We start from the raw sequence: 25,936 nt of genomic DNA, 5'->3' as shown, positions 1-25,936 counted from the left end.
CGCGAGACCCCCAGCCGACGACAGATGGCCTTGATCGCCATCCGCTCCGCCCGGTGCAACCGACGGATCTCCGCCCAGTCCTCCACGCTCAGCACCTCCCGATGCTTCCGGAAGGGGTCAAAATTCAACCGGAACCACGGGGTCAGTTTTCAGGCGGAGCCGACAGGCTCACCGCCAACGCCAGTGGCGTGCCGACCATGAGGGCGGCGACGACGCCCACCACCCCCACCGAGACGGTGAGGGTACGACGCCTGCGCGCCCGGGCGACGGCGGAGTCTGTCAGGTTCATCGGAACTGCCTCCTCGGCAAGATCGGTGAGGGTGGATCGGATGAGGTCGTCGATCGGGGTGTTCATCGCTTCAGCTCCAGCACGAGTTCGGCACCGGGCAGCACCTCACGCAGCCGGCTGACCGCCCGGTGGGTCCGGCTGCGGACCGTCCCGACCGAGCAGCCGAGCACCTCGGCCACCTGTTGTTCGGGCAGGTCCTCGTAGTACCGCAGGACCAGCACCGCGCGTTGCGCCACGGGAAGGCGCAGCAGAGCTGCCCGCATGGCCAGCCGCAGGTCGGCGTGGCCGCTGTCGTCCGGGTGTTCCCGCTCGACCGGCGAGCCGACCAGCGTCTCCCGTAGTCGTCCCCGGCGCCGCCACCAGCTGACCCGCTCGCGGTACATCACCGCGCGCACGTACCCCTCGGGGTCCTCGTGCCGGATCGTCGGCCATCTGGCATACGTCTTGGCCAGCGCCGACTGCACCAGATCCTCGGCGGCATGCTGGTCGCCGGTGAGCAGGTACGCCGCCCTGATCAGGGCGGCGGTCCGGTTCTGCGCGAACTCACCGGACCTGGCTCTCGCCTTGTCGTCCAACCGCTCAGCTCCGTCCCGTACGCCTCATTCACCACCACAGACGCACGGGATCGCGCCCGCTATCCACGAAATGCTTCCTCGATCGTCGAGGCGGAACTGCTCCGGTCCGGCGACCTCGACCAGCGCATTGGCCGGCGCGCCGACCACGACCTCGGCCACCGCGGCAGCAACGTCGTCGGCTGCCATCGGTTGGATGAGCACCGGTGTGAGGTACACGGCGCAGGCGGCTTCGAATGTGTGCCATTCCAGGCGGGCCGATCCCTGCAGGTCGGCGGTGGGCAATCGGCGCGGCCTGTCCGACGTGATCGTCACGTGGGACGCGTTGACTATGGCTCCTAGGATGAGTTCCTTGGCGGATGATTCCGCCGAGATTGCGCCAACGACATCACTCCTTGGTCGGGGTTTAGGGTGGTCATCGAATGCGCGACCTCAAGAGGTTTACGGCTGACTGGGCAATCTCGGTTCTGGGCACGCTGGTCTCTCTCGTCGCAATCGTCGCCACGTTGCTGGCTGGCATCAGCGGGCCGATGAGCGTCGCCCTGGGTCTCACGGGCGTGGCCACGAGCCTGTTGTTCGGGATGATGCAGAAACTCAACGAGATCAAGGAGGAGCAGGCCCGCGCGCACCGCGAACTTGACCAGGGCTGGACGCGAACTGAGTCTGCCCTGCGCTCGGTTACCGAGACGTACGATTTCATCAGCAGAGGCGCCAACCTCGGACTGTTCGACCCCGAGGTCAAGCGGCTGGCGAAGATCGGGCAGGCCAGCCGCGCGGAGAAGCTCGATCACATCCTCGTGGAGCAGGCTGTGGCGCGGGTACGAAACACTCTGGACGACTTGTCCGGCATCGCCGACGGCCGCCTGCAACTCGACTTCACGTACTCCAATGTGCTGCTGGACTTGATGCGTTCCGCCACAACCGAGGTGCTCGGCTCGAGCCCGGCCGAGGTTGAGGACGTGTGGTGGCAGCTGCCGCTCTACCGGGAGTATCTGGAGATCCAGCGCTCGCTCATCGCCGACCGCGGTGTGCGAATCTCCCGCATCTTCATCTCCGAGAACGTGACCCCGAAACTCTACGACCTCATGGAAATTGAGGCAAATATCGGGATTAACGTCAAATGGGTGCAGAACCGCCGGATACAGAAGTCGCTTCGCGAGTCGTTTGTTGTCATCGACGGAAGGATCATGCACCGGACCGTGTCGATGTCGGACCATGACGACGACAATCACTTTTCGCAGAATGCTGCCGATATCGCGAGCTACGCCGGCAAGTTTCACCGGCTGCTCCCATTTTCCCAGGACCTGGCCGCTGTGCGGCCGCGGACATGATGGAAAGCCGGCAGCCAACCAGCGCTTGAGCCTGGTTGTTCGTATCCTGGAGTTGCTGTCTCGTCCCGACTGGAGTCGTCTGGTGGACACCGCCTGGGTGGCGGCCGAGCGCGGTGGGGTTGGCGCGCTTGAGGCGCTGCAATGCTCCGACGGCACAACCTGGCTGGTCTCCGGCGGTACCGACCACGTCGTTCAGGTGTGGCAGGTGGCGCAAGGACGGGCGACGCCGATGCACAGGTTCACGCATGCCGCTGAGGTGCTCGCGCTCGCGGTGTGGGAGGGCCAGGCCGGAGCCCGGGTGGCTTGCGCCGGCAGTGGTGGCGACGAGGGCGGTGGCTACCTCGGGGTGTGGGATCTCGTTACGGGTGCGCCGGTCGCCCAGGCCTGGCGGGCCCACGACCGGTGGATCCCGGACATCGCCACGTGGGTCACGCACGACGGGTCGGTCCGGCTCGTGTCAGCTGCGGTGGACGGCACGGTACGACTATGGGACCCGGAGACCGGCGCGGCACTGGGCGACCTGACCGTGGCCGGTTCCGGCCCGGTCAATGCGCTCGCGACGTGGACCGATCCGGCAAAGGGCGCCCGCCTCGCCGGCGGAAGCGAGGAGGCCGGGATCCTGGTATGGGACCTCGACACCGGCGCGCTGGTCAACCGACTCCCGGCCAGCCGGGTATGGAGCCTTGCCGCCTGGACCGCTCGGGACGGCACGCTACGACTGGCATCCGGCCACACGGACGGAATGATTCAGATCGTCGACCCGGAATCCGGCGACGTGAGCGCTTTGTCGTCGGCCGGGCATGCGGGCTGGGTGCACAGCCTCGCCACCTGGGTCACCACCGACGACGGCCACCGGCTGGCCTCGGCCAGCATGGACGGCACCGTACGGATCTGGGACCTGGAGATCGGCGAGCCGGTGGGCCAGCCGCTGACCGGGCATATCGGCGGGTCGGAGAGTTCGATGACGGCGTGGACGGGTCCGGAGGGCTACGGCTACCTCGCCGTCGCGGCGGCGAGTGGCACGATCCGCATCTGGGACACCGATGCCCACCGGGTGGTCGACGAGCCTCGGACGTCGCACAGCGCCGGTGTCTGGGCGGTCACGAGTTGGCGCACCTCGGAGGGACGTACCCATCTCGCGACGGCCGGAGACGGTGGGAGCATCCGGATCCGGGACGCGGACACCGGCACCGAGGTCACCGCTCCGCTGGTCGGGCACACGGCCGCAGTGTGGTGCCTGGTGAGCTGGTTCGACGAGCATGGTCGGATCCAGCTCGCCTCGGCCGGCGATGACGGCACCGTTCGGATCTGGGACCCGACTGCGGGAACGGAGCAGGCGGTCCTCACCGGGCACGCTGGCTGGATTCCGGCCCTGGTGCACTGGACGGACTCGGATGGACGGCCGCGTCTGGCCTCCGGTGGTGCCGACGGCACCGTACGGGTGTGGGATCCGGCAACTGGTGCCGCCGAGCAGATAGTTGACTGCCGCCCACATCTGCGGTGGGTCCTTGCGCTGGCCGTGTGGCCCCGGTCCGACGGGCGCACCTGCCTCGGCGTCGGCGGAGACGACGGGATCATCCGGGTACACGTTCTCGGCGACCGAGCGCGGCCGTGGCTCTCCCTCGATGGACAGATCGGCTGGGTACGGTCGCTCACCACGTGGACCGGACCGGACGGCCGGATCCAGCTCGCGTCCAGCGGTGTCAGCGGGCTCATCCGGATCTGGGACGCGGAGTCCGGCACGCCCATCGGGCCGTCCCTCACCGCACACGCCGGCGCCGTCCGGTCGCTGGTCACCTGGACCGATACCGCCGGCCGTCCGATGCTCGCCTCCGCCGGCTCCAACGACAGCACGATCCGGCGGTGGGACCTTCAGTCGGGGACAGCCGTCGGTGGGCCGATGACCGGGCACACCGGCGGCGTGTGGAACCTGGACGTGTGGACTTCGGAGGACGGCAGCCCGCGTCTGGTGTCCACGGGCATCGACGGCACGGTTCGATTGTGGGATCTCACGACCGGCCAGGCGATCCGCACCATCGAGGTCGGGCCGATCGCGATGTGGGGCCTGTCAGACGCTCCGGCTACCCGGGACACAATCGGCAGGCAGCAGCTAGCCGACGCGGTGGCCGAGCAGTTGTTCCGACCCGGTGACGCGGACCGAACCGGACCTGCGGTGGTGAGCATCGAGGGCCCGTGGGGCAGCGGGAAGAGCACGCTGATGGCGCTGGTACGGCAACGGATCTCCCGGCACCATCCGCAAGCCCAGCCCGGCGCCGGGCGTGGGGCACGGCGGCTGACCGTCGGCGCCGCGCTGCGGCAACTCGGCCGCGGCCCGCATGCGCAGCCGGCCGACCCGCCACTCAGCCCGGTACAGGGAGTCGTTACCGCCTGGTTCAATCCGTGGGCACACCAGTCCGGGGAGCAGGTGTGGGCGGGCCTCGCGAACGAGGTCATCGAGGCGGCCGGAGCCGTGCTGTACCGGACCGATGCCGAACGGGAGCGGTACTGGTTTGCGCACAACCTCGGCCGCATCGACCGGTACGGGCTGCGCCGCTTCCTGCACCGCCGGGTCATCTCACCGCTGTTCGGTGTCGCGCTGATCGTGGTCGTGGCGCAGTTGGCGCTCGCGTTCGCCGCGCTCGACCACCCGGTGCAGATCCTTGGGCACTCGATCACCGCGCCGGCCGTCGCGCTGTACATCTCGCTCGCGTTTGTCGTCGCCGCGCTGGCCCATACCGCCGCCCGGTATGCGTTCGGCGCCGTTGCGGACTACCTTCCACCGACGCTGCTGCACCGGCCGGTGCTCGACAACCCCACCGACGCCGAGGTGGCACCCGACCCGCTGCACCGGGCCCGGGCTGGCTCCCTGTACCTGTACCAGCACGACATCGGGGAAGTCATCGGCGACCTGAGTCGGGCCGGATACGAGTTGGTCGTCTTTGTTGACGACATCGACCGCTGCCGGCCGGGCACCGCTGCGGAGGTGTTCGAGGCGATCAACCTGTTCCTCTCCGGGGTCACCACCCGCCAAGGCTTGCGCGCACGGTTCGTTGTCGCACTCGATCCCGAGATCATCGCAGCGCACCTCGACAACGTGTACGCCGCACTCGGCGGATCCGGCGTCGCCCGGTACGGCGACGACCCGAGCCCGGGGTGGGCCTTTCTGCGCAAGCTTGTTCAACTCCCGGTGGTGCTCCCGCAGATCCCCGAACCAGCAGTCGGCGAGTTCGTCGACCGAATCACCGCGCCGGCCCCACGTCCGGCCTCCGTCCCGCCCACCGCCGCACCGCCCGTGCCGGCGCCGCGTTCGAAGCCGGCAGTCGAGCTCCGAGGGACTCGATCCGCCCCCGTACCTCCAGCAGCCATTCCGGTGGAGACAGTGCCATGGCGGACCATCGAGCGGCATCCTGAGGTCAGTAGCCTGATCGCGCGCCGGCTGGCCGCGCAGCCCAACCGCTCCCTGCGCGAGGCCAAACGGCTGCTCAACGTCTGGCAGCTCTACGAACGCCTGCTTGCCTCGGGCGAGCCGGTCCCCCCGGACCAGGCGATCCGTCGCGCCCGCCACCTCGTACTCATCGCCGAGATCGTCACCCGGTGGCCGGCGTTACAGCGCCCGCTGCACCGCTACCTCGACCCGACGGCCCGCGGGCTCGACCTGCTCGCGAAGACCGCCGCCGCCGACGCAGCCTGGGCAGAGGCCGTCGAGCGGCTCGGGATCGACGTGGATGTGCATGCGCACGCACTGGCCGGCCTCCGTCAACTCCTCCGCGACCACTGCGATGCTGAGCTCCTCAAGCTCACCCGAGCGCTCTTCTGACGCTGTCCGGGGTGACGTGCCGTCACTTGCGGGCAGGTAACAGGTTCGATACACAATGGCCAGTGCACCGAGCGCGCCGGAGCGAGAACCCAGTGTGATCCGCTGAGACCGATGGAGGCACGTCCATGGCGTTGACCCCGGAGGCCGGCGGTCGTGGCGATTCCGCGTCATCCGTGCCGATGCAGTCCCCGGGGCCGGTGAACACCGAGGTCGAGTGGGACAGGTTCGACCCGCAGGCCTATGTCCGGCACAACTACGCGGACCTGCGCTCCGACGACCGGGAGCTGCTCCGCCGAACCCGGGACTTCTTCGCCGCAGCGAAGCTGACCGACGCGCGTTGTGTCGACGTCGGATCGGGCGCCAACCTCTATCCGGCCCTGACGCTCCTGCCGTTCGCGCGTGCCATCGATTTGTGTGAATTGTCCACGTCGAACGTGCGCTGGCTGCGTACGCAGGTCGACGGCTACGACGAACTCTGGGATCCGTACTGGCAGGTCTGCGTCGAGCATCCGGCGTACGCGGCGCTGTCGGATCCGCGACAGCGCCTGGCTCAGGTCGGCCAGGTCTGCCGGACCAGCGTCTTCGACCTGCCGCAGCACACCTGGGACGCGGGCACGATGTTTTTCGTGGCCTGCTCCATCTCGGCCGACCGGGCGGAGGCCGAACACGCCGTCGCCCGGTTCCTGCGGGCGCTGCGTCCCGGCGCACCCTTCGCCGTGGCCGTCATGCTCGGATCCGTCGGATACCGCGTCGGCCTGCGCTCGTTTCCGGCCGTGGCGTTGCACCGCGCCGAGGTGGTGGCTGGCATCGCGGCCGGCGCGTACGACGTGACCGTCCACGAGGAGCGCCCTCGACCGCCGTTGCGCGACGGATACCAGAGCATGCTGCTGACCACCGGCCGCACCCGCGGATAGGCGCCGGCGACTGTCATGGAAGCCCCCGACCGGATGCCCCGGTCTGCCGCGTGGAACCCTGCACCATGTCCTGTGGCTCGCTGACATGCGGGTGGCAGAGCGTCTCCGGTGACACTCGACCGGCCCGTTACCATGACACTGCACATCCGTGCCGGTCATCGTGGATCACCGTGCGCACAGCAACACCAGCAATTCCGAGTCGGCGACTACATGCAGACGGCGGTGGATCATGCGGATACAGCCGCGCCAGGAGATCCTCGACATCTGGCGGGCCACGGTGCGGAGCTGCTGGGAAAAAGGCGAATGGCACTGGGGCGGCCGAAGCGGTAGCAATTCCATAAATGATGCCGAGCAACTGCTGACCTTGCTCCTGCCCGCATCGAAGATCCCTGCGCTGTCGCTCGACGACCCCGACCGCGCCGACGACGAGGTGATCGAGGCCCTCAACTCCCTCGGCGGTGCGATCGAAATACCCCGCCGGCTGGTCACCGTCATGATCGATTACTTCCGGCGGTACACCGCCGAGGACGGCACGCCCGTCTTCGGCGGCGGCGGCTACCTCACCCCCGTCGAGGGCGGCCCGGAGCTCACCGAGGAACAACGGTCCCAGGACATCGTCGACTCGTTCGCCGTCTCCGTCACCCTCACGCTGGCGACCATCGGTTTCGTCAAGGTCTACCGCAGTGCCACCCAGCGACGGGAACTGCTCGCGCAACTGGACGAGTTGGAGACGATGGCCAGCATTCGGCTCACCGCCGCCATGGTGGGCCTGCTGCGTAGCTTCAGCACCTTCGTCTTCACCTCCACCGACGAGTACGGCCGACGACTGTGCGACATGGTCAACCAGGACGAGCTACCGCGCCGGGAACTCGTCGCGGCGCTGCGCGAGCAGTTGCGAGACACCATGGCCAGTCTGCGCAGCGTGGTCATCGGGTCGGGCCGGGTAACCGAAGACCTCGACAACAGCGACATGCTCTTCGAATGCGGCTGGTCGTGGGGCATCATCGCCGGCGCCGAGGAAGTCCCCACCAGCGAGTCGATCGGCCGGCAACGCGAAGGCTCGGCCGAGAATGCCCCCTACCTCTACTTCACGGTCATCGCGATGGATGCCATCGAAGACCTGAACTCCGAACGTACCCGCCTGCTCGGCCTGCTCAACGAGGAACAACAGCGGTTGTCCCGGGCGCTGCAGCTACGCTGGGAGCTGACCCGGACCTACTGGGCGACGGTGGCGACCTTCGGCAACCGTCGGCGATGGCCCATCGAGGACATCCCGTGGCGCACGACCGACGGCGACCGCACCGACTACTACACCCTCCAAGCGACGTCGCTGGCAGTCAAGGGACTGCTCGCGGTCGGACGCGGCGGCGACGAGGAACTCGGCCGCATCGCCGCGGTCCTGGTGGAACTGGCCCAGCGGGCCCGCGTCACCCGACGCGCAACGCCCGGCGAGTCAGCGCTGCTTGTGCACACTCCCGGTAAGCGGGTCACCCTCAACGACGACACGTCCAAGCCGATCATGACGTGGGTCGTGAACGAGTTCTCCACCGTGCTGCTGCAGCGGGCGATCACCGTCGCCGGTCTGCTGAGCAACGCCCGGCGGCGCAGCGAACTGCTCGAGTTGGCCGACGAGGTGTGGGACCACCTGCTGCTGCGCCGCATTCCCGACGGCCGGCACCGAGGGCTGTGGGACCATGCCGGCGGCGCTTTCCCCGGGCTGGCTCCCAGGCCGGAAGCGCCCTCCTGGTATCTGACCGCGCGGGTCGTACAGGCGCTGGTCAACGCCGGTCAGCTGCTCTGGGATCGGCCCTTCCCGCGCGCAGCCCGGCTCTCCGGGTACGCGCAGGATCTGATCGACGAAGCGGAATACCTGTTCGACCGGGAGTTGATGCGCGGCACGTTCGCCGGCGAGGCGATGCAACGCAGCATGCGCAGCATCCGGGCGAGCCTGCGCCAGGCGCAACTGCTGGTGGACGAACGCCCGGGCACGGCGGCCGCCCTGGCGAACACGCTGCTGCTCCTGCTCAACGACGTCACTACCGGGCAGCAGAAAGCCAGCGAGGGGATCTGATGCTGGTCTTCGTCACGTCGCACAAGGGTGGCACCGGTCGTTCGGTGACCGCCGCGAACATCGCCTACCGCAGCGCCCTGTCCGGCCGTCCCACCTGTTACCTGGACTACGACTTCGGCTCGCCTACCGCCGGCATCACGTTTCAGATCCCGGACGCCGTCAACGGGGTGGAGGGCGCCGGACCCAACAACGGCGGCCTGCACCGCTACCTGCGCGGAGAAATCCCGTTTCCCGAGCAGTTGGACGTGTGGGGTAGCTCGGAACGGGCCAGCCTGCGCCAGCGACCGATCGGTTCGGGTCCGTTGGTGCTCCTACCCGGCCAGCGCAACGGCAGTGAGTTCGGTTTCACCAACGACATCGCCAAACGCTGCGCCGAGCTCTTCCTCCGACTGGAAGAGGAGTTCGACCTGACCCTCGTGGACCTCAGCGCCGGCCGGTCGTACGCCAGTCAGATGGTGCTGGCTGCCACCGCGACACCCGCGCTACGCAAGGTGGTCGCGCGCTGGTTGGTCTTCCATCGCTGGACTCCTCAGCACGTCACCGCGGCGGCTGATCTCGCCTTTGAGGCGGGTGGCATCCTCGCCATGGCCAAGGAGTACGGCCACGAGCCGGAGCGGCTGCGGGAGTCGCTGCGTTTCATCCGCACGGCAGTGATCGACTCCCGCGGCCCCGAGGTCGGCCACCTCGACCTCGCGCAGCAGGCATTCCTGCGCAAGTGCGACACGGAACTGTCGGAACTGGCCCGCCGTCGAGGTGTCGGACGCACGACGCTGCTCGGCGCGGTACCGCTGGACCCGCTGTTGCAGTGGCGCGAACAGCTCATTTCGGACCATGACGTACAAGCCAAGATTGCGAATGTGAAGACGGTGGACGCCATCGTGGAGCTGACCGAAAAGCTCTTCGACGAGACCGCATGGGAAACCGTGTGATCGACGTGGATGTCAGGTTCCAGGAGGCAGCTGCGGTGCGTCGGACAGAGAGCGTGGCGTACTCACATCTGTCGGTCGAGTTGGGCCACTTCTACGCGGACGACTTCGGCAGCGGCTGCCAGGACCTGCGGCGCAGGTTCGCGCGCATCGCCGACTGGTCACCGGCGATCCCGGCGCTGGCCCGCCAGGGACTGTCGGCCCCGCGCCAGCCGCGGATCAGCACCTGCTTCATGGTGGACGATTACTTCCACCGGTTCGGCTCACCCCGCGAGGTGATCCCACAGGTGCAGAGTGCCGCGGCAGAGCTGGGCCTGGTGTTGGACTACGTGGCTCGGGAATCCAGCTTCGCCCGTCACGGCGGCGTCGAACTCGCCCAGATGGTGGTCGACACCCTCGTGGTGGAGCCACCTCGGCACACCACCGGAAGCCGGCCCCCGCTCAGTGAATCCGGGTGGCTGTCCAACGGCATGCGCTCACCCGGGTACGTGGACGCGCCGGCGATGACCCTGCCTCGCCCCTGGTCCCCGCCGGTGCAGTCCGGTGACCCCCGGCACTCGATCTTCGTCGACATAGAGCTGTGGTCCGACGGACCGCAGACCCGGGAGTGGGCGTGCGCGCTGCTCGCATCGGTCTGGCAGATGGCCCGGCTGGGCGTGCTGCGACACCGCGGGCAGACCCTGATGCAACCCAGCCGGCTCACCGGCGAGCTACCCGCCGACTGGGACGAGTTGCCTGCGATCGTCCAGCTCAACCCGACCGCCGCGCCGTTTTGCGCGTACCGCACACTGACCCTCATGGACACCCAGTACCTGCCGGTCGAGCTGGCGGTACGGACCATCCTCGGTCAGGTGGCGGTACCGCCGGCGGTCGCGCAACAGATCACCCGGCGCGCCGGTGGTGAAGGCCTGGACCTGCCCAGCGAGCTCGTCGACCGGCTGAGTTACGTGTTCATCGGCGGGTGAGTGTGCTCAGCGTCCACATGGCTGGTCGACCGACATGCGGCTCGCCAGGTCACGCAGTAGCGCCAGGTTGCCCACACTGATCTGATCGCGGATCCAGTTCACCGACGAGTTCCACTGGCGGCTGAATCCGGGCACCTGCTCCAACCGGTCCCAGATCGGCCGCAGTCGCGGGTCGACCCGCGCGCCCGGCAACCACAGATGCAGCAGGTGCTCCAACACGGGACGCAATCGCTCGACATGCTCCTGCCCGTTGCCCGACCGGGTGACAACGGCCTCCATCAGGGAGGAGAGCGTGGTCAGCAGCCAGTCGTGCAACGCGAGGTCCTCGCAGAGACCGGCCACGGCCGCCGGCACGTCCTGCGGGGCGAGCACCAGTTCGACCGTACGCAGGGTCGGGGAGTCCACGGTGACGATGGCCGAAACCTCCCGGTCCGGCTGCTGGCCCACCTGCGCGGTCCAGCGCAGCCGGGTACGCGCCGCACGCAGCGGCGGACGCCGGTCCAGCAGGTCGGACATCTGCACCCCGTCGAGCACCCGCCCGGTGATCGCCTCCAGGTTCAGCACGTCCCTGTCATTGCCGTGCAGGAACCCCGAGGTCAGGTCGGCGCTGTCCAGCTTGCCGACCGTCTCCAGGATGCCCGGGTTGGCCAGATAGTGCGACCAGGGCTGGCGACGTTCTCCGGCGACGACCTGGATGACCGACGACGCCTGCACGATTCGGCCACCGGTGATGATGGCCCGGGTGACCACCGCGCCCACCCCCCGTAGCCTCCTCCGCCTGGCGCTGGGCAGCCAGCAGTCCACGCCGGTGCGCACATCGGGCGAGACCGCATAGAGCGACGGACGGCGGGATGTCAGCACGGCCTCGCCTTCGACCAGGCTGAGCACCTCCGAACTCTGCTCCTGAACCAGCGCCGTGCTGTGTTGAAGCAGGTTGGTGTGCACCTCACCGAAAGTGATCATGGCTTCCTCCGCATCGCCGTCCGCCCGCAATCATCCTGCGGAATGCGACCCCCGCTGATTACCCTCGCCGTGACCTGCGCCGACACCGACCCCTTTGAGGTAACGGGACCCGGCGAAAACGGAATCGACCCGCGGGTCGGCATCTGCCCTGGGGGCATCATAGGCCCGACATCGGCGGGAATCCTATGGCGGCGGAGCGTCACCGGCCGCACGAAGGTGACGACGACTGATATTTTCGATAGTGCGGACGCCAGCTACCCCTGGAGTTGCCGTTTATGAAGGTCTACCTTTCGGCCACTCAGAAAGACCTGCTGGAATATCGCGCTGCCGTACACGCAGTGGCACGCCGTCTGGAGATCGAGGACGTCGCCATGGAAGCGTACGGTGCCGACGTCCGACCACCGCTCGACCGCTGCCTGGCCGACGTACGTCGCTGCGACCTCTACATCGGACTTTTCGCCTGGCGCTACGGATTCCGCCCGCCCGGTCAGGAATCCTCCATCACCGAACTGGAGTACCGCGAGGCACTCGCGGCCGGAAAACCCTGCCTGGTCTTCCTCCTCGCCGAGGAGACCCCCTGGCCGGTCGACCAGGTCGACCGGGGCACCGACGGCGAACGAATCGTCGAACTGCGCCGCGAACTCAAGGAACGACACCTGTGCGCCTTCTTCACCAGCGTCGACGACCTCACCGCCAAGGTCACCGCAGCGCTGGCCGACGTACGCAGTGGACGCTCTCCCGCACGTGGACCCGCCGATCCGGACACCCACCTACCCGAAGCCGTACGCAGCCACTACCACAAGCAACTGGCACTCAGATACCAAGCCGTCCCGGTCGACGCCGTCTCACCACGTCCCACCATCGGCTACCTCACCGTCGGACTGCCGAAATTGTTCGTCGAGCCCCGAGTACACGAGGAAGCCCGCCCGGAGATGCCACTGGCCTGGTGGCGATGGGCCGGCACCACATCCGACGGCGACACCAGCGGCCTACCCGGCGTGGTGAACCCGGAAGAGCTCGAACGACTCTGGGAGGAGTACGCGGCCAAGGACGCGCTCTCGCTGTTCGACGTGGTCTGCGACCCCGGCCGCCGAACGATCGTCCTGCTCGGCGACCCCGGCTCCGGCAAGTCAGCGGCCGCACAGTACCTGGCACTGGCACTGGCCGGAGCCTGCGACGAACCGCGACTCGCGGCGCTCAACCAGTACCTGCCCGTGCTGATCGAGCTTCGCTCCTACGCCGCGCACCGCGGCGACGGCCGCTGCGACGGCTTACTCGACTACGTCGGCCACCGCCACCAACAGGGACTGACCGGAATCGACCAGGAGGTGCTGGAGTCATACCTGCGCCAAGGCGGCCAGGCCCTCTTCCTCTTCGACGGACTCGACGAGGTGTTCGACCCGGCCCAGCGCGAAGAGGTGGCCGCACAGATCGCCACCTTCGCCAACGAGTACCCGGGAGTGCTGTCAGTGGTCACCTCACGGGCAGCCGGCTACCAGCGACACACATTCGCCAACGCCGGGTTCGACCACTTCACCCTCGAAGACCTCGACGACGAACAGATCACCCAGTTTCTCGACAACTGGTACCGCTACGTCATGCCCACCCCAGCTGTCGAAGCACAACGGCAACGACGACAACTCCTCGACATGCTGCGCAACTCCCGAGCGATGCACGAGATCGCCGGCAACCCCCTCCTGCTGATGCTCATGACGATCGTCGGCCGCAGCCACCCCCTGCCCCGCAACCGACGCCGACTGTACGCACACGTCACCGACGTCCTCATCTCCGAGTGGGACGTGACCAAACAACTGCGGGAGAGCCACGGCGACGTACCCTCGCTGGACCTGCAGGCGAAGCGCCGACTACTGCGTCACCTGGCATTCCACATGCAGTTCCGGGAATCGGGACCAGCAGGCAACTACATCGACTCTGACGAACTGGGCCGCGTCTTCCGGGACCACCTCGTCGCGTTCTACGGTTTCGAGAACGAGCGGGCGCTCGCCATGGCCTACTCGATGATCGAAAAACTGCGTCACCGAAGCTTCATCCTGGAACGATACGGACTGCGACTGTTCGGGTTCGTACACCGCGCGTTCCTGGAATTCTTCTGCGCCGAGGAGATCGTGGACAGGTTCGAAAACGACCCCGGTGCCTGGGACCTCGACCGGCTCCGCGCCCTCTTCCGCGAACACTGGGCCGACCCGTCCTGGCGAGAGGTGCTGCGCCTCGTCGCCGGTGCCCTACCCGCCCGGATCGCCAACGAGCTGATCACCCTGCTCGCCACCGAGACCACCCAACCCTGGCCGCCGCTGAACCTGACCGCCCCGCCCTGGAACCTGGTGCTGGCCGCACAATGCGTGGCCGAAACCCCACAGCCCACCGAACTGACCGCTGCGGGTAACGCCGTGCTGTGCCAGATCGTCCTGCTTGTCGAACACGGCATCTCCGCCGACGACCCCAACCTGACGGAGCTCACCGAACAGGAACTGCTCTCGTCGGTGCGGGCACTCGGACCGAACTGGCCCGGCCGGCACACCTTCCTCAACTGGTACCGCCGCCGCGGAGTACGCACCAGCTGGCGCTCCGGCTCCACCTTTGCCACCCGGATCGCCGCAGCGCTGTCCACCACCGAGGAACACCTGGAGGAACTGCTGGTCCGGGAGCTCCAGCACGGCCGCGAGCGGCAAGCCCACCTCGCCCTGGTCGCCGGGCTCGCCGAAGCCGCCGGCCGGCTGAACGCCACCGACGGCGACCGTCACCGCTACCGGGACATCCTGATCACACAGGCCAGAGCCGAGGTCTCCACCGCCGTTCGGCAGGCCGCCGTACGGGCCCTGATCACTCACTTCGGCGCCGATGCCGACCTCATCCACGAGCTACGCGACCTCACCGACTCGCCCGACCCCGCGATCCGCGCGCTGGCCGTACAGTCTCTCGGCGGTCGGGCGGAACTCAGCGACAACATCCGCCACGTCCTGCTCCGGGCCACCGAGGACAACACCACCACGGTACGACGGGCGGCGGTCGCCGTGCTCACCGCGCGCGGCACCGACCTGCCGGACGCACCCGGCACCCTCCAGCGACTACTGGCCACGGACTCCGATCCCGCAGTCGTGCAGGAGGCGCTGACAGCCCTGCTGGCCCTGCCCGAGCACGCCGAGACCGCCCGCAGTCGCGCGCTACAGCGAATGACCGGCGACTCCCCGGACGAGGTGCGGCGCTGCCTGGTGACCAGACTGCTGCCGGGACGGGCCGGCCCGGAGCAGACCGAGCTGTTGCTGAAGCTGGCCGGCTCAGACAGCTCCGCCCGGCTCCGCGCCACCGCCGTACAGCGGTTGACGCTCGTGCCAGACCCGGACGGCCGCTGCCGGGCCCGGCTGATCGATCAGATTGAACAGGACGAGGACGCCTCCGTGCGGGCTGCCGCCGTGACCGCACTGATCGACCGGGACAGCACCGACGACGCCTGCTGGACCGTGGTGGCGCGGGCGGCTCGCGCCGACGAGGACGCCACCGTGCGCCTCGCCGCGGTACGCGCCCTGGCCGAGACCCACCCAGACCCGCGTACCGAAGAGCTACTACTGGCCAGTGCCCGACGCGACCCGACCGCCAGCGTCCGGCTCGCCGCCGTCGACCTGCTCACCGGCCGACAACTGTTCGGCCGTGCCACCCGCGACCTGCTCATCAGCCGAGCCTTCGAAGAGCGCGACGCGCTCGTCCGACTGCGGGTCACCCGAAGCCTGGCCCGGCTCGCCGACCCACCCGACCCCGCCGTACGGGAATGCCTGGCCGAACAGGTCAGCCGAGATCCCGACCCGAACGTGCTGCGCGCGGCCGCCGACGCACTCGCCCGGCACGGCGAGACCGACAGCCTTGTGGAAACACTGTGCCGGCGAGCCCGCCGGGACAGCTACGTCGGTATCCGGTTGGCCGCCGTGCGGACGCTCTGCCGATACGGCAGTCCCGACGTGGTGACCGACACGCTGCTGGAATGCGTCGAGTCAGACACCGACCCGACCGTGTTCGACGCCGCGGTCTGCTGCCTCACCGAGCAGGGGAGCGCCTCCATGGCGGTCACACTGCGACTGATGCGCCGCCTGTCCGACCAGGACCCGGCGATCCGTGCCCGCATCGCCGCCGCGCTCGGCGAACACTTCGGCACCGACCCCGAGGTTCAGGTGCTGCTCGTCGGACTGGTCCGCGACGACCCGGCCCTGGAGGTCCGGCGCCGAGCGGTGGAACAACTCGGCGCGACCCTGGCCGGCCGGGCCGGAGTGCCGGAGCTGCTGCTCCGGCTGGCCGCTGACAACGACTGGGAGATCCGCCGGACCGCATTGCTGGCACTGACCCGACACCACTACCGAGACACCCGGACTCGAGAGCTGCTCATCCGGCTCGGCCGCGAGCGGGACGACGACACCGTACAGCGGCTGGCCGGGCAACTACTCGCCACGCTGCCCGACATCACGCCCGACGACTTTCCGTGATTCAGCCCCGATCGCACATCCATGCCCGTTGCGTAGACTTTCGTCGCTCTCGGTGTCACCACCATTATCGGTGCCAGTCGCCCGGTCACTACCTTTTCGCGGGGTCAGGGCCGTCGGGTTCGGTCCCCGGTCCAGGCCGCTTCGAGGATCGCGGTCAGGCTGGCGATGTCGGTCGGGCCGGGATGGTTCTGGATCAAGCGGGTGACGCCACTGGCCATCTCCGCGAAGCGGGGGAGGTCGGCGCGGGCCACGCCGATGTCCGCCAAGGTGGGCGGGATGCCGATGTCGGCAAGGAGCCCGTCGAGCCAGGTGAGGAACGTGTCTGTGGCCTCGGCATCCGAGGCGTCGGTCACGTCGAGCCCGCACACCCCGGCGAGGACGGCCAGCCGGTCGCCGATGGCATCCCTGGCCGCGTCCAGCGCGTAGGGCAGTAGCAGCCCGACGCCCAGGCCGTGCGGCGTGTGCGTGGCGGCGCCGATGGGGTACTGGAGGGCGTGCGGGGCCGCGTTGCCCGCGTGGGAGAAGGCGAGCCCGGCGAGCATGGACCCGTAGGACATGTCGGCGCGTGCCTGCGTGTCGCCTCCGTTGCTGACCGCACGACGCAGGCTACGGGCGATGCGCCGCGCGGCCTGGAGCGCGTAGTGGTCGGTGACCGGGTTGCGGCCGAGGAACACCTGCTCCACCGGGTCGCGTGGTCCGTGGGCCCGGGGTCGGGCGGTGTAGCTCTCCACCGCGTGGCAGAACGCGTCGATGCCGGAGTGGGCGGTGACGGTCGCCGGGCAGGTGTAGGTGAGTTCGGGGTCGACGATGGCGAAGTCGGGCACGATGTGGACGCTGGAGACCCCGACCTTCAGGGCGCGGTCCGGGTCGGTCAACACCGAGACGGGGGTGAGTTCGGAGCCGGTGCCTGACGTCGTCGGGACCGCGACGAGGGGAATCGTCGGCCCCGGCACTCTCGACTCGCCGTAGTAGTCGCGCGGCGTTCCGCCGTGGCGGCGGATGACGCCGACGATTTTGGCGAGGTCGATGACCGTGCCGCCGCCGATGGCGAGGATCACGTCGGCGTCCACCTCGGCGGCGGCCGAGACGGCCAGGGCGACGTCGGTGAGTGGCACGTCCGCGGTCGCGTCGGAGAACACCTTGACCGCCTCGACCTTCTCCCGTACGGCGGCCACGATGTCGGCCACGCCCGGCTGCCCCAGAAGCACCTGGTCGGTGACGATGAGGACGCGCGAACCGCTCTCGGCCACCACTCGGGGAATGTTCTGCGCGACCCCTTCGCCCACGATCAGTTGACGTGGTCCGCGGACGGTCTCAAGCATGTCGGTGCCTCTCCGGAACGTCGGCGGCGATTGGCGGGGCGGACGTCCAGGTCACCTGCGAGACCGGGGACAGTTGACCCTCCGGGTGACGCAGGCACACGCTGAGCGGCCGGGGCAGCAGGCCGGTCACGGGAGGTCGATCGCGGCGTAGGTGAGGTCGAGGTACTCGAGGATGCCCTCGTGCGACCCTTCCCTGCCGATCCCGGACTGCTTCACGCCACCGAACGGCGCTGACGGGTCCGAGATCAGACCACGGTTGACGCCGAGCATCCCCGTGTCCAGCCCTTCGATGAAGCGCAGCGCCCGCCGCAGGTCACGGGTGAAGACGTAACCGACAAGGCCGTACTCGGTGTCGTTGGCCTTGGCGATCACCTCCTCGTCGGAGGCGAACGAGATGATCGGCGCCACCGGGCCGAAGATCTCCGCCTGCAGCATCCGCGCGTCGTCGGGCACGTCGGTGAGGACGGTGGGCGGGTAGAAGTGGCCCGGCCCGTCCGGACGTTCGCCGCCCACCAGGACCCGGGCACCACGGTCGACGGCGTCGGCGACGAGGTCGTCGATCGTGGTGACCGAGGTGGCGTCGATCAACGCTCCGACGTCCACGCCGTCGTCGAGACCATGACCCACCGACAGCGCGGCCATCCGTTCGGCGAAGCGTGCCGTGAACTCCTCGCGCACCGGTTCCTCGACGTAGATCCGGTTTGCGGCGACGCAGGACTGCCCGATGTTGCGCATCTTGGCCACCATGGCGCCGTCGAGCGCGACATCCAGGTCAGCGTCGGCACACACGATCAGGGCGGCGTTGCCGCCCAACTCCATGGAGGTACGCAGCACGTTGTCCGCTGCCTGTCGGAGCAGGATCCGCCCGACCTCGGTCGACCCGGTGAACGACAGCTTGCGGGTCCGACCGTCGGCCAGCAGCGCGGAGACCACCTCGCCGGAACGTTTGGTGGTCACCACGTTGACGACGCCCGAGGGAACGCCTACCTCTTCCATGATGCGGGCCAGCAACAGCATGGTCAGTGGTGTCTGGGCGGCCGGCTTGGTGATCGTCGTGCAGCCCGCGGCCAGCGCGGGAGCGATCTTGCGGGCGCCCATGGCCAACGGGAAGTTCCAGGGCGTCACGAACACGCACGGGCCGACCGGCTTCGGCACGGTGAGGATGCGATACCCACCTGCGGGAGCGGTGCTGTAGCGGCCCTCGACGCGTACCGCCTCCTCGGCGAACCATCGAAAGAACTCCGCGCCGTACGCCACCTCGGCCCGAGCTTCGGCCAGCGGCTTGCCCATCTCCAGTGTTATCAGCCGGGCGACCTCCTCGGACCGCTCGGTCAGCGCCCGGTACGTCGCGGTCAACAACTCTGACCGTTTCCGTGGCGGGGTCGCCGCCCACTGCACCGCCGCCCTGCTCGCCGCGTCCAGAGCGGCGAGCCCGTCGACGACGTCGGCGTCCGCCACCTCGGCGATGGTCTTGCCGGTGGCCGGGTCTTCGACGGCGAAGGTGGCCCCGCTTGCGGCATCGCGCCAAGCGTCGCCGATGCGCAGCCGCCGGTGCTCGGGGGCCAGGACGTTCGTCGGGTCACTCATCGCATCGCCTCCTGTGATCATCAACGCTGGGGCTGCACCTTGGCGCAGGCAAGGACGAGCCGGGCGCGGCGTGTCGTCGCGCCCGGCGCGGGTTACCGCCCCGCCTCGGACACCGACAGGCCGGTGTCCGCGTCGAACAGGTGCGCGCGGTCCAGGTCGACCGTGACCTGCAGCCGTTCGCCCGGCGTACCGGTGACGGTGGGTCGTGCCTTGACCTTGACGATCGTCGTCCCCACCTGGACGTCGACCACCGTCCGGTCACCGAGCGGCTCAAGCCCGTAGAGCTCTCCCGGCAACGACGCGTCCCCGCGTTGCTCGACGGACAGGTCCTCCGCCCGCAGGCCGAGCAGCAGCGGCTGACCGTCCTGCGCGGTGCTCCAGCGGGGCCGCGGCAGCGTCCACCCCTGCGCACCGACCAGACGATCTCCCTCGGCATGGCAGGCGAGCAGGCTGATCGGAGGGCTGCCGACGAATCCGGCGACCCACTGGTTGGCGGGACGCTCGTACACCTCGGTCGGTGTGCCGACCTGTTGCACCGTTCCCTCCTTGAGGACCGCGACCTGGTCGGCCATGGACAGGGCCTCGACCTGGTCGTTCGTCACGTAGATGAAGGTTGCTCCGAGGCTGCGGTGGATGCGGGTGAGCTCGGTACGCATCTCGACGCGGAGTTTGAGGTCGAGGTTCGTCAGCGGCTCGTCCATGAGGAACGCGCGCGGGCTACGGACCAGCGCCCGGGCCAGGGCGACCCGCTGCATCTCACCGCCGGACAACTGCGCGGGACGACGCTGCAGCAGACGTTCGATGTGCAGCAGGCGCGACATCTGCTCGACGGCAGCGGCGATCTCGCTGGACGAACTGCGGCGTGCCCGCAGCGGCGATGCGATGTTCTCGTACACGGTGTGTCGCGGGTAGAGGGCGTAGCTTTGGAAGACCATGGCCAGGTCGCGTTCGGCCGGAGCGTCACCGGTCGCGTCCGCGCCGTCCAGGTGCACCGACCCGGCGTCGAGCTTCTCCAGACCGGCGATCGCCCGCAGCGTCGTCGTCTTGCCCGCCCCGGAGGGTCCGAGGACGACGAAGAAGGCACCGTCCGGCACGTCCAGACTCACCCCGTCCAGGGCCTGGACCTTGCCGAAGGACTTGCACAGCCCGTGCGCTGCCACGGTTCCCATCAGGCCACCAGCTCTTCCGTACGCAGGTCGTAGACCGCCGGGGTCGCGCCGGTGTGCCGGAGCCCGACCGGTGCGTCAGCGGCGAATCGGACAGTCGGTGGCATCCGCACCCGCACGTCGCGCTGGCCGCCGTGGTCGACGACGTAGATGATTTCGTCGCCCAGCCACTCCGCCGAGACCACGCGGGCCGGGACCGAACGCTCCGCCCCCGGTGCGGTGACCTCCAGGGCCTCCGGCCGCACACCTGCGACCAGGTGACAGTCGCGGGACAGACCGGGCGGTGGCGTGAGGGCCAGCCCGCCCTGAGCGCGCAACGCCCCGTCGGCCACCTCCACCTCGATCAGGTTCATCGGCGGTGAGCCGATGAAGGCGGCGCAGAAGAGACTCGCCGGACGGTCGTAGACCTCCAGCGGGGTGCCGATCTGCTCGACGCGGCCCTTGTTGAGGATGGCGATCCGGTGACCGAGCGACATCGCTTCGACCTGGTCGTGGGTGACGTAGACCATCGTCGCCCCCAACTCTCCCTGCAGGTGCTTGATCTCGGTACGCATGTCCGCCCGCAGCTCCGCGTCCAGGTTGGTGAGCGGCTCGTCCATCAGGAATGCGCGCGGCCGTCGCACCAGGGCGCGGGCGAGCGCGACGCGCTGCTGCTCCCCGCCGGACAGTTGACGCGGTCGCCGGTCCATCAGCGGACCGAGCCGCATCAGCCGGGCGGCCTCGTCGACCCGCTTGAGCACCTCCGACTTGGGCAGCCCCTCGGCCCGCAGGGGGAACGCCAGGTTGTCGCGGGTCTTCAGATGCGGGTAGAGGGCGTAGAACTGGAACACCATGGCGATGTCCCGCTCGGCCGGCGGCAGGTCGTTGACCAGCGTGTCGCCGATGCGGATGTCGCCTGTCGTCTGCCGCTCCAGGCCGGCGATGGCGCGCAGCGTGGTCGTCTTGCCGCAACCCGACGGGCCGAGCATCACGAACAACTCGCCGTGGCCGATCGACAAGTCCACCTGTTCGACCGCGACCGTGCCGTCCGGGTAACGCTTGTGCAGGGCGGTCACCTCGATGCCGGCCATCAGCGTCGCACCGCCCCGAGCGTCACACCGGCGATGAGGTGCTTGCGGACCAGGTAGGCGAAGACGAGCACCGGTAGGGCGAACACCACGGAGGCGGCGGCCACCAGACCCCAGTCCGTCGTGGTGCCACCGATGAGGCCGGCGATGGCGGGTGGGGCGGTACGCACACTGTCACTGGAGGTGAGGAAGATGGCGAACACGAACTCGTTCCACGAGAAGATGAGGGCGAAGACCGCCGTCGCGGCGATGCCGGGCACGAGCAGGGGAAGGGTGTGTCGCCGGAACGCCTGCAGACGGGTGTACCCGTCGAGCATGGCGGCGTCCTCGTACTCCGAGGGCACTTCGTCGACGAATCCCTTCATCATCCAGATCGTGAACGGCAGGTTGTATGCGGCGTAGATGAGGATCAGGCCGAGCTTGCTGTCGATGAGTCCGACCTGGCGGTACATGAGGAAGATCGGGATCACGACCACCACGGGCGGCATGAAGCGGGTGGACAGAATGAAGAACAGTTGGTCCTTCTTGGCCTTCACGGCGAAGCGTGAGTAGGCCCAGGCCGCCGGCACCCCCAGCAGGGTGGCCAGCACCGTGGAGGCCCCGGCGACCAGGACGGAGTTGAGGAACGCCACGGACAGGGCCGAGCGACCGCCGTCGGGGCCGACGAACACGTCCTTGAAATGTTCCATCGTGACCGTGAAGCCGAAGAACTCGGCGGGGACGGCGTAGACGTCCCGGTTCTCCTTGATGGACGTCTCGATCATCCACAGCACCGGGAAAAGCATCACGACGGCCAGCACGGTCAGCAGCGCGACCTCCAGCACCGAGCGACCCCGACCGCCCCGGCGGCGCGCGGGGGTCGTGCGATCCCGGGCAGGACCTGTGGACACGGCCTCGTCGACGGAGACGGCCATCAGCCCTCCTTGAGTCTGTTCAGGTAGCGCAGGTAGATCTGCGAGAGAACGATGACGACAAGGACCATGAGGATCCCGTACGCCGATGCGGTTCCGGTGTTGAAGCCCAGGAACGCGACCTTGTAGACGTGGAACGACAGCGTCTCGGTGGAGACACCCGGGCCGCCGCTGGTGAGGATGTAGACGAGGTCGAACAGCCGGAAGGCCTCGATGGCCCGGAACAACACGGCAATGAGCAGCAGCGGCCACACCAGCGGAAGGGTGATGGTGCGGAACCGGAACCACTCCGACGCCCGGTCGATCGAGGCGGCCTCGTACAGGTACTTGGGCACCGCGGTGAGCCCCGCCAACGCGATGAGCATGATGAACGGCGTCCACTGCCAGGTGTCGACCACGATCAGGGAGATCAACGCCGTGCGCTGCCGGGTCAGCCACTCCACCTGCCCCAGGCCGAGCGACCCGAGCATGCTGTTGACCACGCCGAACTGGGCGTCGAGCATGAACCGCCAGAACAGCCCGACCACGACCGGCGACAGCATCATCGGGACCAGGAACAACGTGGTCAGCAGCCCTCGCCCACGGGTACGTCGGGAGATCAGGTACGCGATGGTGAAGCCGAGCACCGTCTGCAGGGTGACCGCGCCGACCACGTAGATCAACGTGGTCAGGGCCCGCTGGTGGACCTGCGCCGACGTCAGGATGGCGGTGTAGTTGCCGAACCCGACGAAATAGGCGCGCCCGCCGCGGGTGGCCGAGTAGTCGGTGAACGACAGGTACAGCGCCCACAGCAGCGGGAACACCGACATCGCGAGCAACAGCAGCAACGCGGGGGAGATGAACGCCACCGCCAGCCCGCGGTCGCTCAGCCGGCGGGACCGACCCGGTGCAGGTGGCGGCGTCGCCGCCACCTGCCCGGCATCGTCGGTCGTCACAGGTACGGGGCCACTCACAGTCCGCCGCCACCCTTGCGGCCGCTGGAGTCGAGTACGCTCTGCTGCTCCTTGGCGATGTCGTCGAGCGCAGCCTTCGGGTTCTTCGCCCCGTTGAGAGCCGCGTTGACGTTGGTGTTCTCGATGTCGACCAGGCGCGCGTACTCGGGCACGTTCCACATGTCCCGCATCCGCGGCACCGAGTCGGCGTACACCTGGTTGAACGGCCCGGCGTTGAGGAACTCCGGCGAGGACAGAGCGTCCGTACGCGACGGCACGCCACCGGCCGCAGCCCACTTCTTCTGGACATCAGCCCGCTGGAACCACTTCATGAAGTTCAGGGCCTCCACCTGGCTCGCCTCGGCGGAGTAGGCCGACACGTGCATCCCCATGCCGCCGAGCGGCACCAGGTTTGTCTTCTGGCTCGGCAGGGTGGCGAAGCCCAGCTTGTCGAGGATCTGCTCCCGGGTGGTGCCGAGCGTCGACTCCTTCGGATCGAGCAGCCCGCCGCTCGCAGCGATCCAGTTGAACGCGATGCAGGCCTTGCCCTGAGCGACCGCCGCGTTCACCTCATCGATGAACCAGTTGCCGGAGCCCCTGGCGGTCAACGGCTTCATCTTGTTGACCAGGACGTCCATCGCCTCATGGCCTGCGGCGTCGTTGAGAACGCCGTCGATCTTGCGCGTCTTCGGGTCCCACAGGTTGCCGCCGTAGACGCCGTTCACCGTGTTGTAGGTGACGGCCGCGGCGTCGGAGCCGTTGGCCTGGTGGAAAGCCAACCCGCTGACGCCCGGGTTGTCCGCCTGACACTTCTCGGCGACGGAGATCATCTCGTCCCAGGTCTGCGGCGGCTTGTCGCCGATTAGGTCCTTGCGGTAGATCATCGTCCAGGTGTCGCCGAGCAGCGGCAGCCCGTACAGGCTGGCGTTCTCGTCGCGCTGGCCGGTCTCCGCCTGCGGGAACTGGCCGTACGCCGCCAGCAGGTACGGGTTGTAGGCGTCGACCTCGATGTTGTTCTTGACGAAGTCGGTGATGTCGAGGATGTTGCCGTTCGTCACGGCCTCGCCGATGTGCTGCGAGTCCAGGATCGCGATGTCGAAGTCGGTCTTGCGCGCGGCGAACTGGGTGAACATCGCGTCGTGCCAGTTCGCGTTCGGCACGGTGTTGACCTTGACGGTGACGTTCGACCGTTCCTTTGTGTACTCCGCGTTTGCGAAGTCTTCGAGGGCCTGGGCGGGAGGCCAGTCGAACCAGATGAAACTGAGGGTCAGCGGGTCCGTGGTGAGCTCCGGGATGGTCGCCGGCGCCTTCGGCGCGCTCGCCGTCGCACCGTCGTCCCCGCCATCGCCGCACGCCGCCACGGTCGTGGCCATCAGCAGCATGGCCGCCGTCGCCAGCTGCACCTTCCGCCGGGGAGCGGACAATCGATCCATTCGCTGTGAATGCCGCATCTTCCTGCCTGCTTTCTGGTTCGGACTTCGAGAACCTCGCTATGTGCTTCGCCGAGCAGGTGCTGGGTTGTTCCGCACGTGGCGCCCTGCCGTCGCCCGAGGGCGACCGGCGGACCGGCGTCACGAGTGCGCCGCGATGTACGGGGCCGTCATGCCGCCGAGAAGGTCGTCGGTCCAACTGCAGCCCGGTGACGAACCGGGCCCGACGTCGCGCATGCTGAGGGGAGCTTCAAGTGATCGAGCAGAGCGGTGGTGGACGGTGCCCTGCGGGGTGCACACTGGCGATCAGTCGCCACGTTTCCTATACGATCCGGTGGGGCGTCAGCATGTCGCAGCGGTGTAACTGATGTCAATGGGTTCCCGAAGAGCGCAAGGAAGGACCTCACGCCACGATGGACGACGAAGCGATGATCGCGCGGGGCCGCAGGGTCGTGACGGGCGGAGGATCGTCGGGAAGAGCGGGCGGCCGGCTGGCCGACGAGGTGTACGACACGCTGCTCGGACAGCTGATGTCGCTGCGGATCGAGCCCGGCTCCCGCGTCACGATCGACGTCCTGGCCCGCGAGCTGGGAGTCTCGCAGACACCGATCCGGGACGCCCTGAACCGCATGGAGTCCGAGGGCCTGGTCGTACGCGTACCCCACGCCGGCTACCGCATTCCCCCCCAGATCACCCGTAGTCGATTCGAGGACATGCTGGAGGTCCGCCTGCTCCTCGAACCGGCAGCGGCCCGCAGATCCGCCGAACGCGCAACGTTGGCGCAGGTGGCCGGCCTGCGACGAATGCTGGGGGAGATGGCCGAACTGGAAGGGGGAGACGGACCGGCGGCCTACGGCGCCTTCGGTCTACGCGACGCCGCCTTCCACGACCTCGTCGCCCTGAGCGCGGAGAACCAGGTCATCCGCGAAACGCTCGCTCGCCTGCACAGCCACGTGCACCTCTTCCGGCTGCACCGCGACGCCCAGGTCACCCACCTGGCCATGGCCGAGCACGAGGACGTCGTGGCCGCGATCGCCGCACGAGACCCCGACGCCGCCGCCTACGCGATGCGCCGGCACATCCTGCGCTCCGGCGAGCGTTTCCGGCGACTGTTCGACGAACTTGAGCAGACGGACCCGGTGGCGGTAGAGGCTTGACGGGCGGACGGGGCCGGGTAATGCTA

20 protein-coding genes are annotated in these 25,936 nt (G+C 68.5%); 8 read left to right on the top strand and 12 right to left on the bottom strand.

Translation table 11 applies throughout. The features are described 5' to 3' along the window. From EG812_RS29010 to EG812_RS29390, 4 genes are all read right to left on the bottom strand, one after another. A partial coding sequence (locus tag EG812_RS29010) for a helix-turn-helix domain-containing protein (protein WP_148113823.1) occupies positions 1-95 on the bottom strand: 95 nt, incomplete at its 3' end. A 47-nt stretch (positions 96-142) separates the two neighbouring features. After that, positions 143-355: a hypothetical protein gene (locus EG812_RS27610; RefSeq protein ID WP_126713309.1), complete on the bottom strand. Its 213-nt coding sequence runs from the start codon at positions 353-355 to the stop codon at positions 143-145. Then, positions 352-864, bottom strand: a complete 513-nt coding sequence (locus EG812_RS27605; RefSeq protein WP_126713308.1) for a SigE family RNA polymerase sigma factor — start codon at positions 862-864, stop codon at positions 352-354. Before EG812_RS27605 ends, EG812_RS27610 begins: the two co-directional genes overlap by 4 nt. Before the next feature lie 24 nt (positions 865-888). Then, positions 889-1,176 (bottom strand): hypothetical protein, encoded by a 288-nt coding sequence (locus EG812_RS29390; protein ID WP_199743971.1) that lies wholly within the window; start codon positions 1,174-1,176, stop codon positions 889-891. A gap of 107 nt (positions 1,177-1,283) precedes the next feature. Between EG812_RS29390 and EG812_RS27595 the strand changes: the two genes are divergently transcribed. The 6 genes from EG812_RS27595 to EG812_RS27570 all read left to right on the top strand — a co-directional run bounded on the left by EG812_RS27595 (position 1,284) and on the right by EG812_RS27570 (position 10,885). Beyond that, positions 1,284-2,192, top strand: a complete 909-nt coding sequence (locus EG812_RS27595; RefSeq protein WP_126713307.1) for a hypothetical protein — start codon at positions 1,284-1,286, stop codon at positions 2,190-2,192. 82 nt (positions 2,193-2,274) lie between these two features. After that, positions 2,275-6,009, top strand: coding sequence for a P-loop NTPase fold protein (locus EG812_RS27590; RefSeq protein ID WP_126713306.1), 3,735 nt, complete (start codon positions 2,275-2,277; stop codon positions 6,007-6,009). A 125-nt stretch (positions 6,010-6,134) separates the two neighbouring features. Continuing rightward, entirely contained in the window at positions 6,135-6,923 is a 789-nt protein-coding gene (locus EG812_RS27585) for an SCO2525 family SAM-dependent methyltransferase (RefSeq protein WP_013733233.1), read from the top strand. Between the two features lie 229 nt (positions 6,924-7,152). Then, complete coding sequence (locus EG812_RS27580; protein WP_043720568.1) at positions 7,153-8,994, top strand: SCO2524 family protein; 1,842 nt, start codon at positions 7,153-7,155, stop codon at positions 8,992-8,994. Next, entirely contained in the window at positions 8,994-9,923 is a 930-nt protein-coding gene (locus EG812_RS27575) for an SCO2523 family variant P-loop protein (RefSeq protein WP_013733235.1), read from the top strand. Before EG812_RS27580 ends, EG812_RS27575 begins: the two co-directional genes overlap by 1 nt. After that, entirely contained in the window at positions 9,908-10,885 is a 978-nt protein-coding gene (locus EG812_RS27570; RefSeq protein WP_233579670.1) for an SCO2522 family protein, read from the top strand. Before EG812_RS27575 ends, EG812_RS27570 begins: the two co-directional genes overlap by 16 nt. A gap of 6 nt (positions 10,886-10,891) precedes the next feature. On the opposite strand, the gene EG812_RS27565 is transcribed toward EG812_RS27570, so the two are convergent. After that, complete coding sequence (locus EG812_RS27565) at positions 10,892-11,848, bottom strand: SCO2521 family protein (protein WP_126713305.1); 957 nt, start codon at positions 11,846-11,848, stop codon at positions 10,892-10,894. Positions 11,849-12,123: 275 nt separating this feature from the next. Here EG812_RS27565 and EG812_RS27560 point away from each other — a divergent pair, with 275 nt between their 5' ends. After that, on the top strand, positions 12,124-16,338 hold the full coding sequence (locus tag EG812_RS27560) for a HEAT repeat domain-containing protein (protein ID WP_126713304.1): 4,215 nt from the start codon (positions 12,124-12,126) through the stop codon (positions 16,336-16,338). A gap of 104 nt (positions 16,339-16,442) precedes the next feature. Here EG812_RS27560 and EG812_RS27555 read toward each other — a convergent pair whose 3' ends face one another. The 7 genes from EG812_RS27555 to EG812_RS27525 form a co-directional block, all read right to left on the bottom strand. Continuing rightward, positions 16,443-17,660, bottom strand: a complete 1,218-nt coding sequence (locus EG812_RS27555; protein ID WP_126713303.1) for an iron-containing alcohol dehydrogenase — start codon at positions 17,658-17,660, stop codon at positions 16,443-16,445. Positions 17,661-17,786: 126 nt separating this feature from the next. Further along, on the bottom strand, positions 17,787-19,247 hold the full coding sequence (locus EG812_RS27550) for an NAD-dependent succinate-semialdehyde dehydrogenase (protein ID WP_126713302.1): 1,461 nt from the start codon (positions 19,245-19,247) through the stop codon (positions 17,787-17,789). 92 nt (positions 19,248-19,339) lie between these two features. Further along, positions 19,340-20,416 carry an ABC transporter ATP-binding protein gene (locus EG812_RS27545; protein ID WP_126713301.1) on the bottom strand — a complete coding sequence of 359 codons (1,077 nt, stop codon included), beginning with the start codon at positions 20,414-20,416 and terminating at the stop codon, positions 19,340-19,342. Continuing rightward, a complete protein-coding gene (locus EG812_RS27540) occupies positions 20,416-21,483 on the bottom strand; it encodes an ABC transporter ATP-binding protein (RefSeq protein ID WP_126713300.1) in 1,068 nt (355 codons plus the stop codon). The genes EG812_RS27545 and EG812_RS27540 overlap by 1 nt, the downstream gene beginning before the upstream one ends. Then, entirely contained in the window at positions 21,483-22,394 is a 912-nt protein-coding gene (locus tag EG812_RS27535) for a carbohydrate ABC transporter permease (RefSeq protein WP_126713299.1), read from the bottom strand. Before EG812_RS27535 ends, EG812_RS27540 begins: the two co-directional genes overlap by 1 nt. Next, a complete protein-coding gene (locus tag EG812_RS27530) occupies positions 22,394-23,326 on the bottom strand; it encodes a carbohydrate ABC transporter permease (protein ID WP_233579668.1) in 933 nt (310 codons plus the stop codon). The genes EG812_RS27535 and EG812_RS27530 overlap by 1 nt, the downstream gene beginning before the upstream one ends. A 14-nt stretch (positions 23,327-23,340) precedes the next feature. Beyond that, positions 23,341-24,756 (bottom strand): sugar ABC transporter substrate-binding protein, encoded by a 1,416-nt coding sequence (locus EG812_RS27525; protein WP_233579667.1) that lies wholly within the window; start codon positions 24,754-24,756, stop codon positions 23,341-23,343. Positions 24,757-25,166: 410 nt separating this feature from the next. Here EG812_RS27525 and EG812_RS27520 point away from each other — a divergent pair, with 410 nt between their 5' ends. Continuing rightward, positions 25,167-25,910: a GntR family transcriptional regulator gene (locus EG812_RS27520; protein ID WP_013733248.1), complete on the top strand. Its 744-nt coding sequence runs from the start codon at positions 25,167-25,169 to the stop codon at positions 25,908-25,910. Positions 25,911-25,936: the final 26 nt, after the last annotated feature.

Source organism: Verrucosispora sp. FIM060022, assembly GCF_003977705.1.
Classification (GTDB): Bacteria; Actinomycetota; Actinomycetes; order Mycobacteriales; family Micromonosporaceae; genus Micromonospora; species Micromonospora gifhornensis.
The sequence above is the reverse complement of the archived record's forward strand: the minus strand, read 5'-3'. Positions and strand labels throughout refer to the sequence as shown.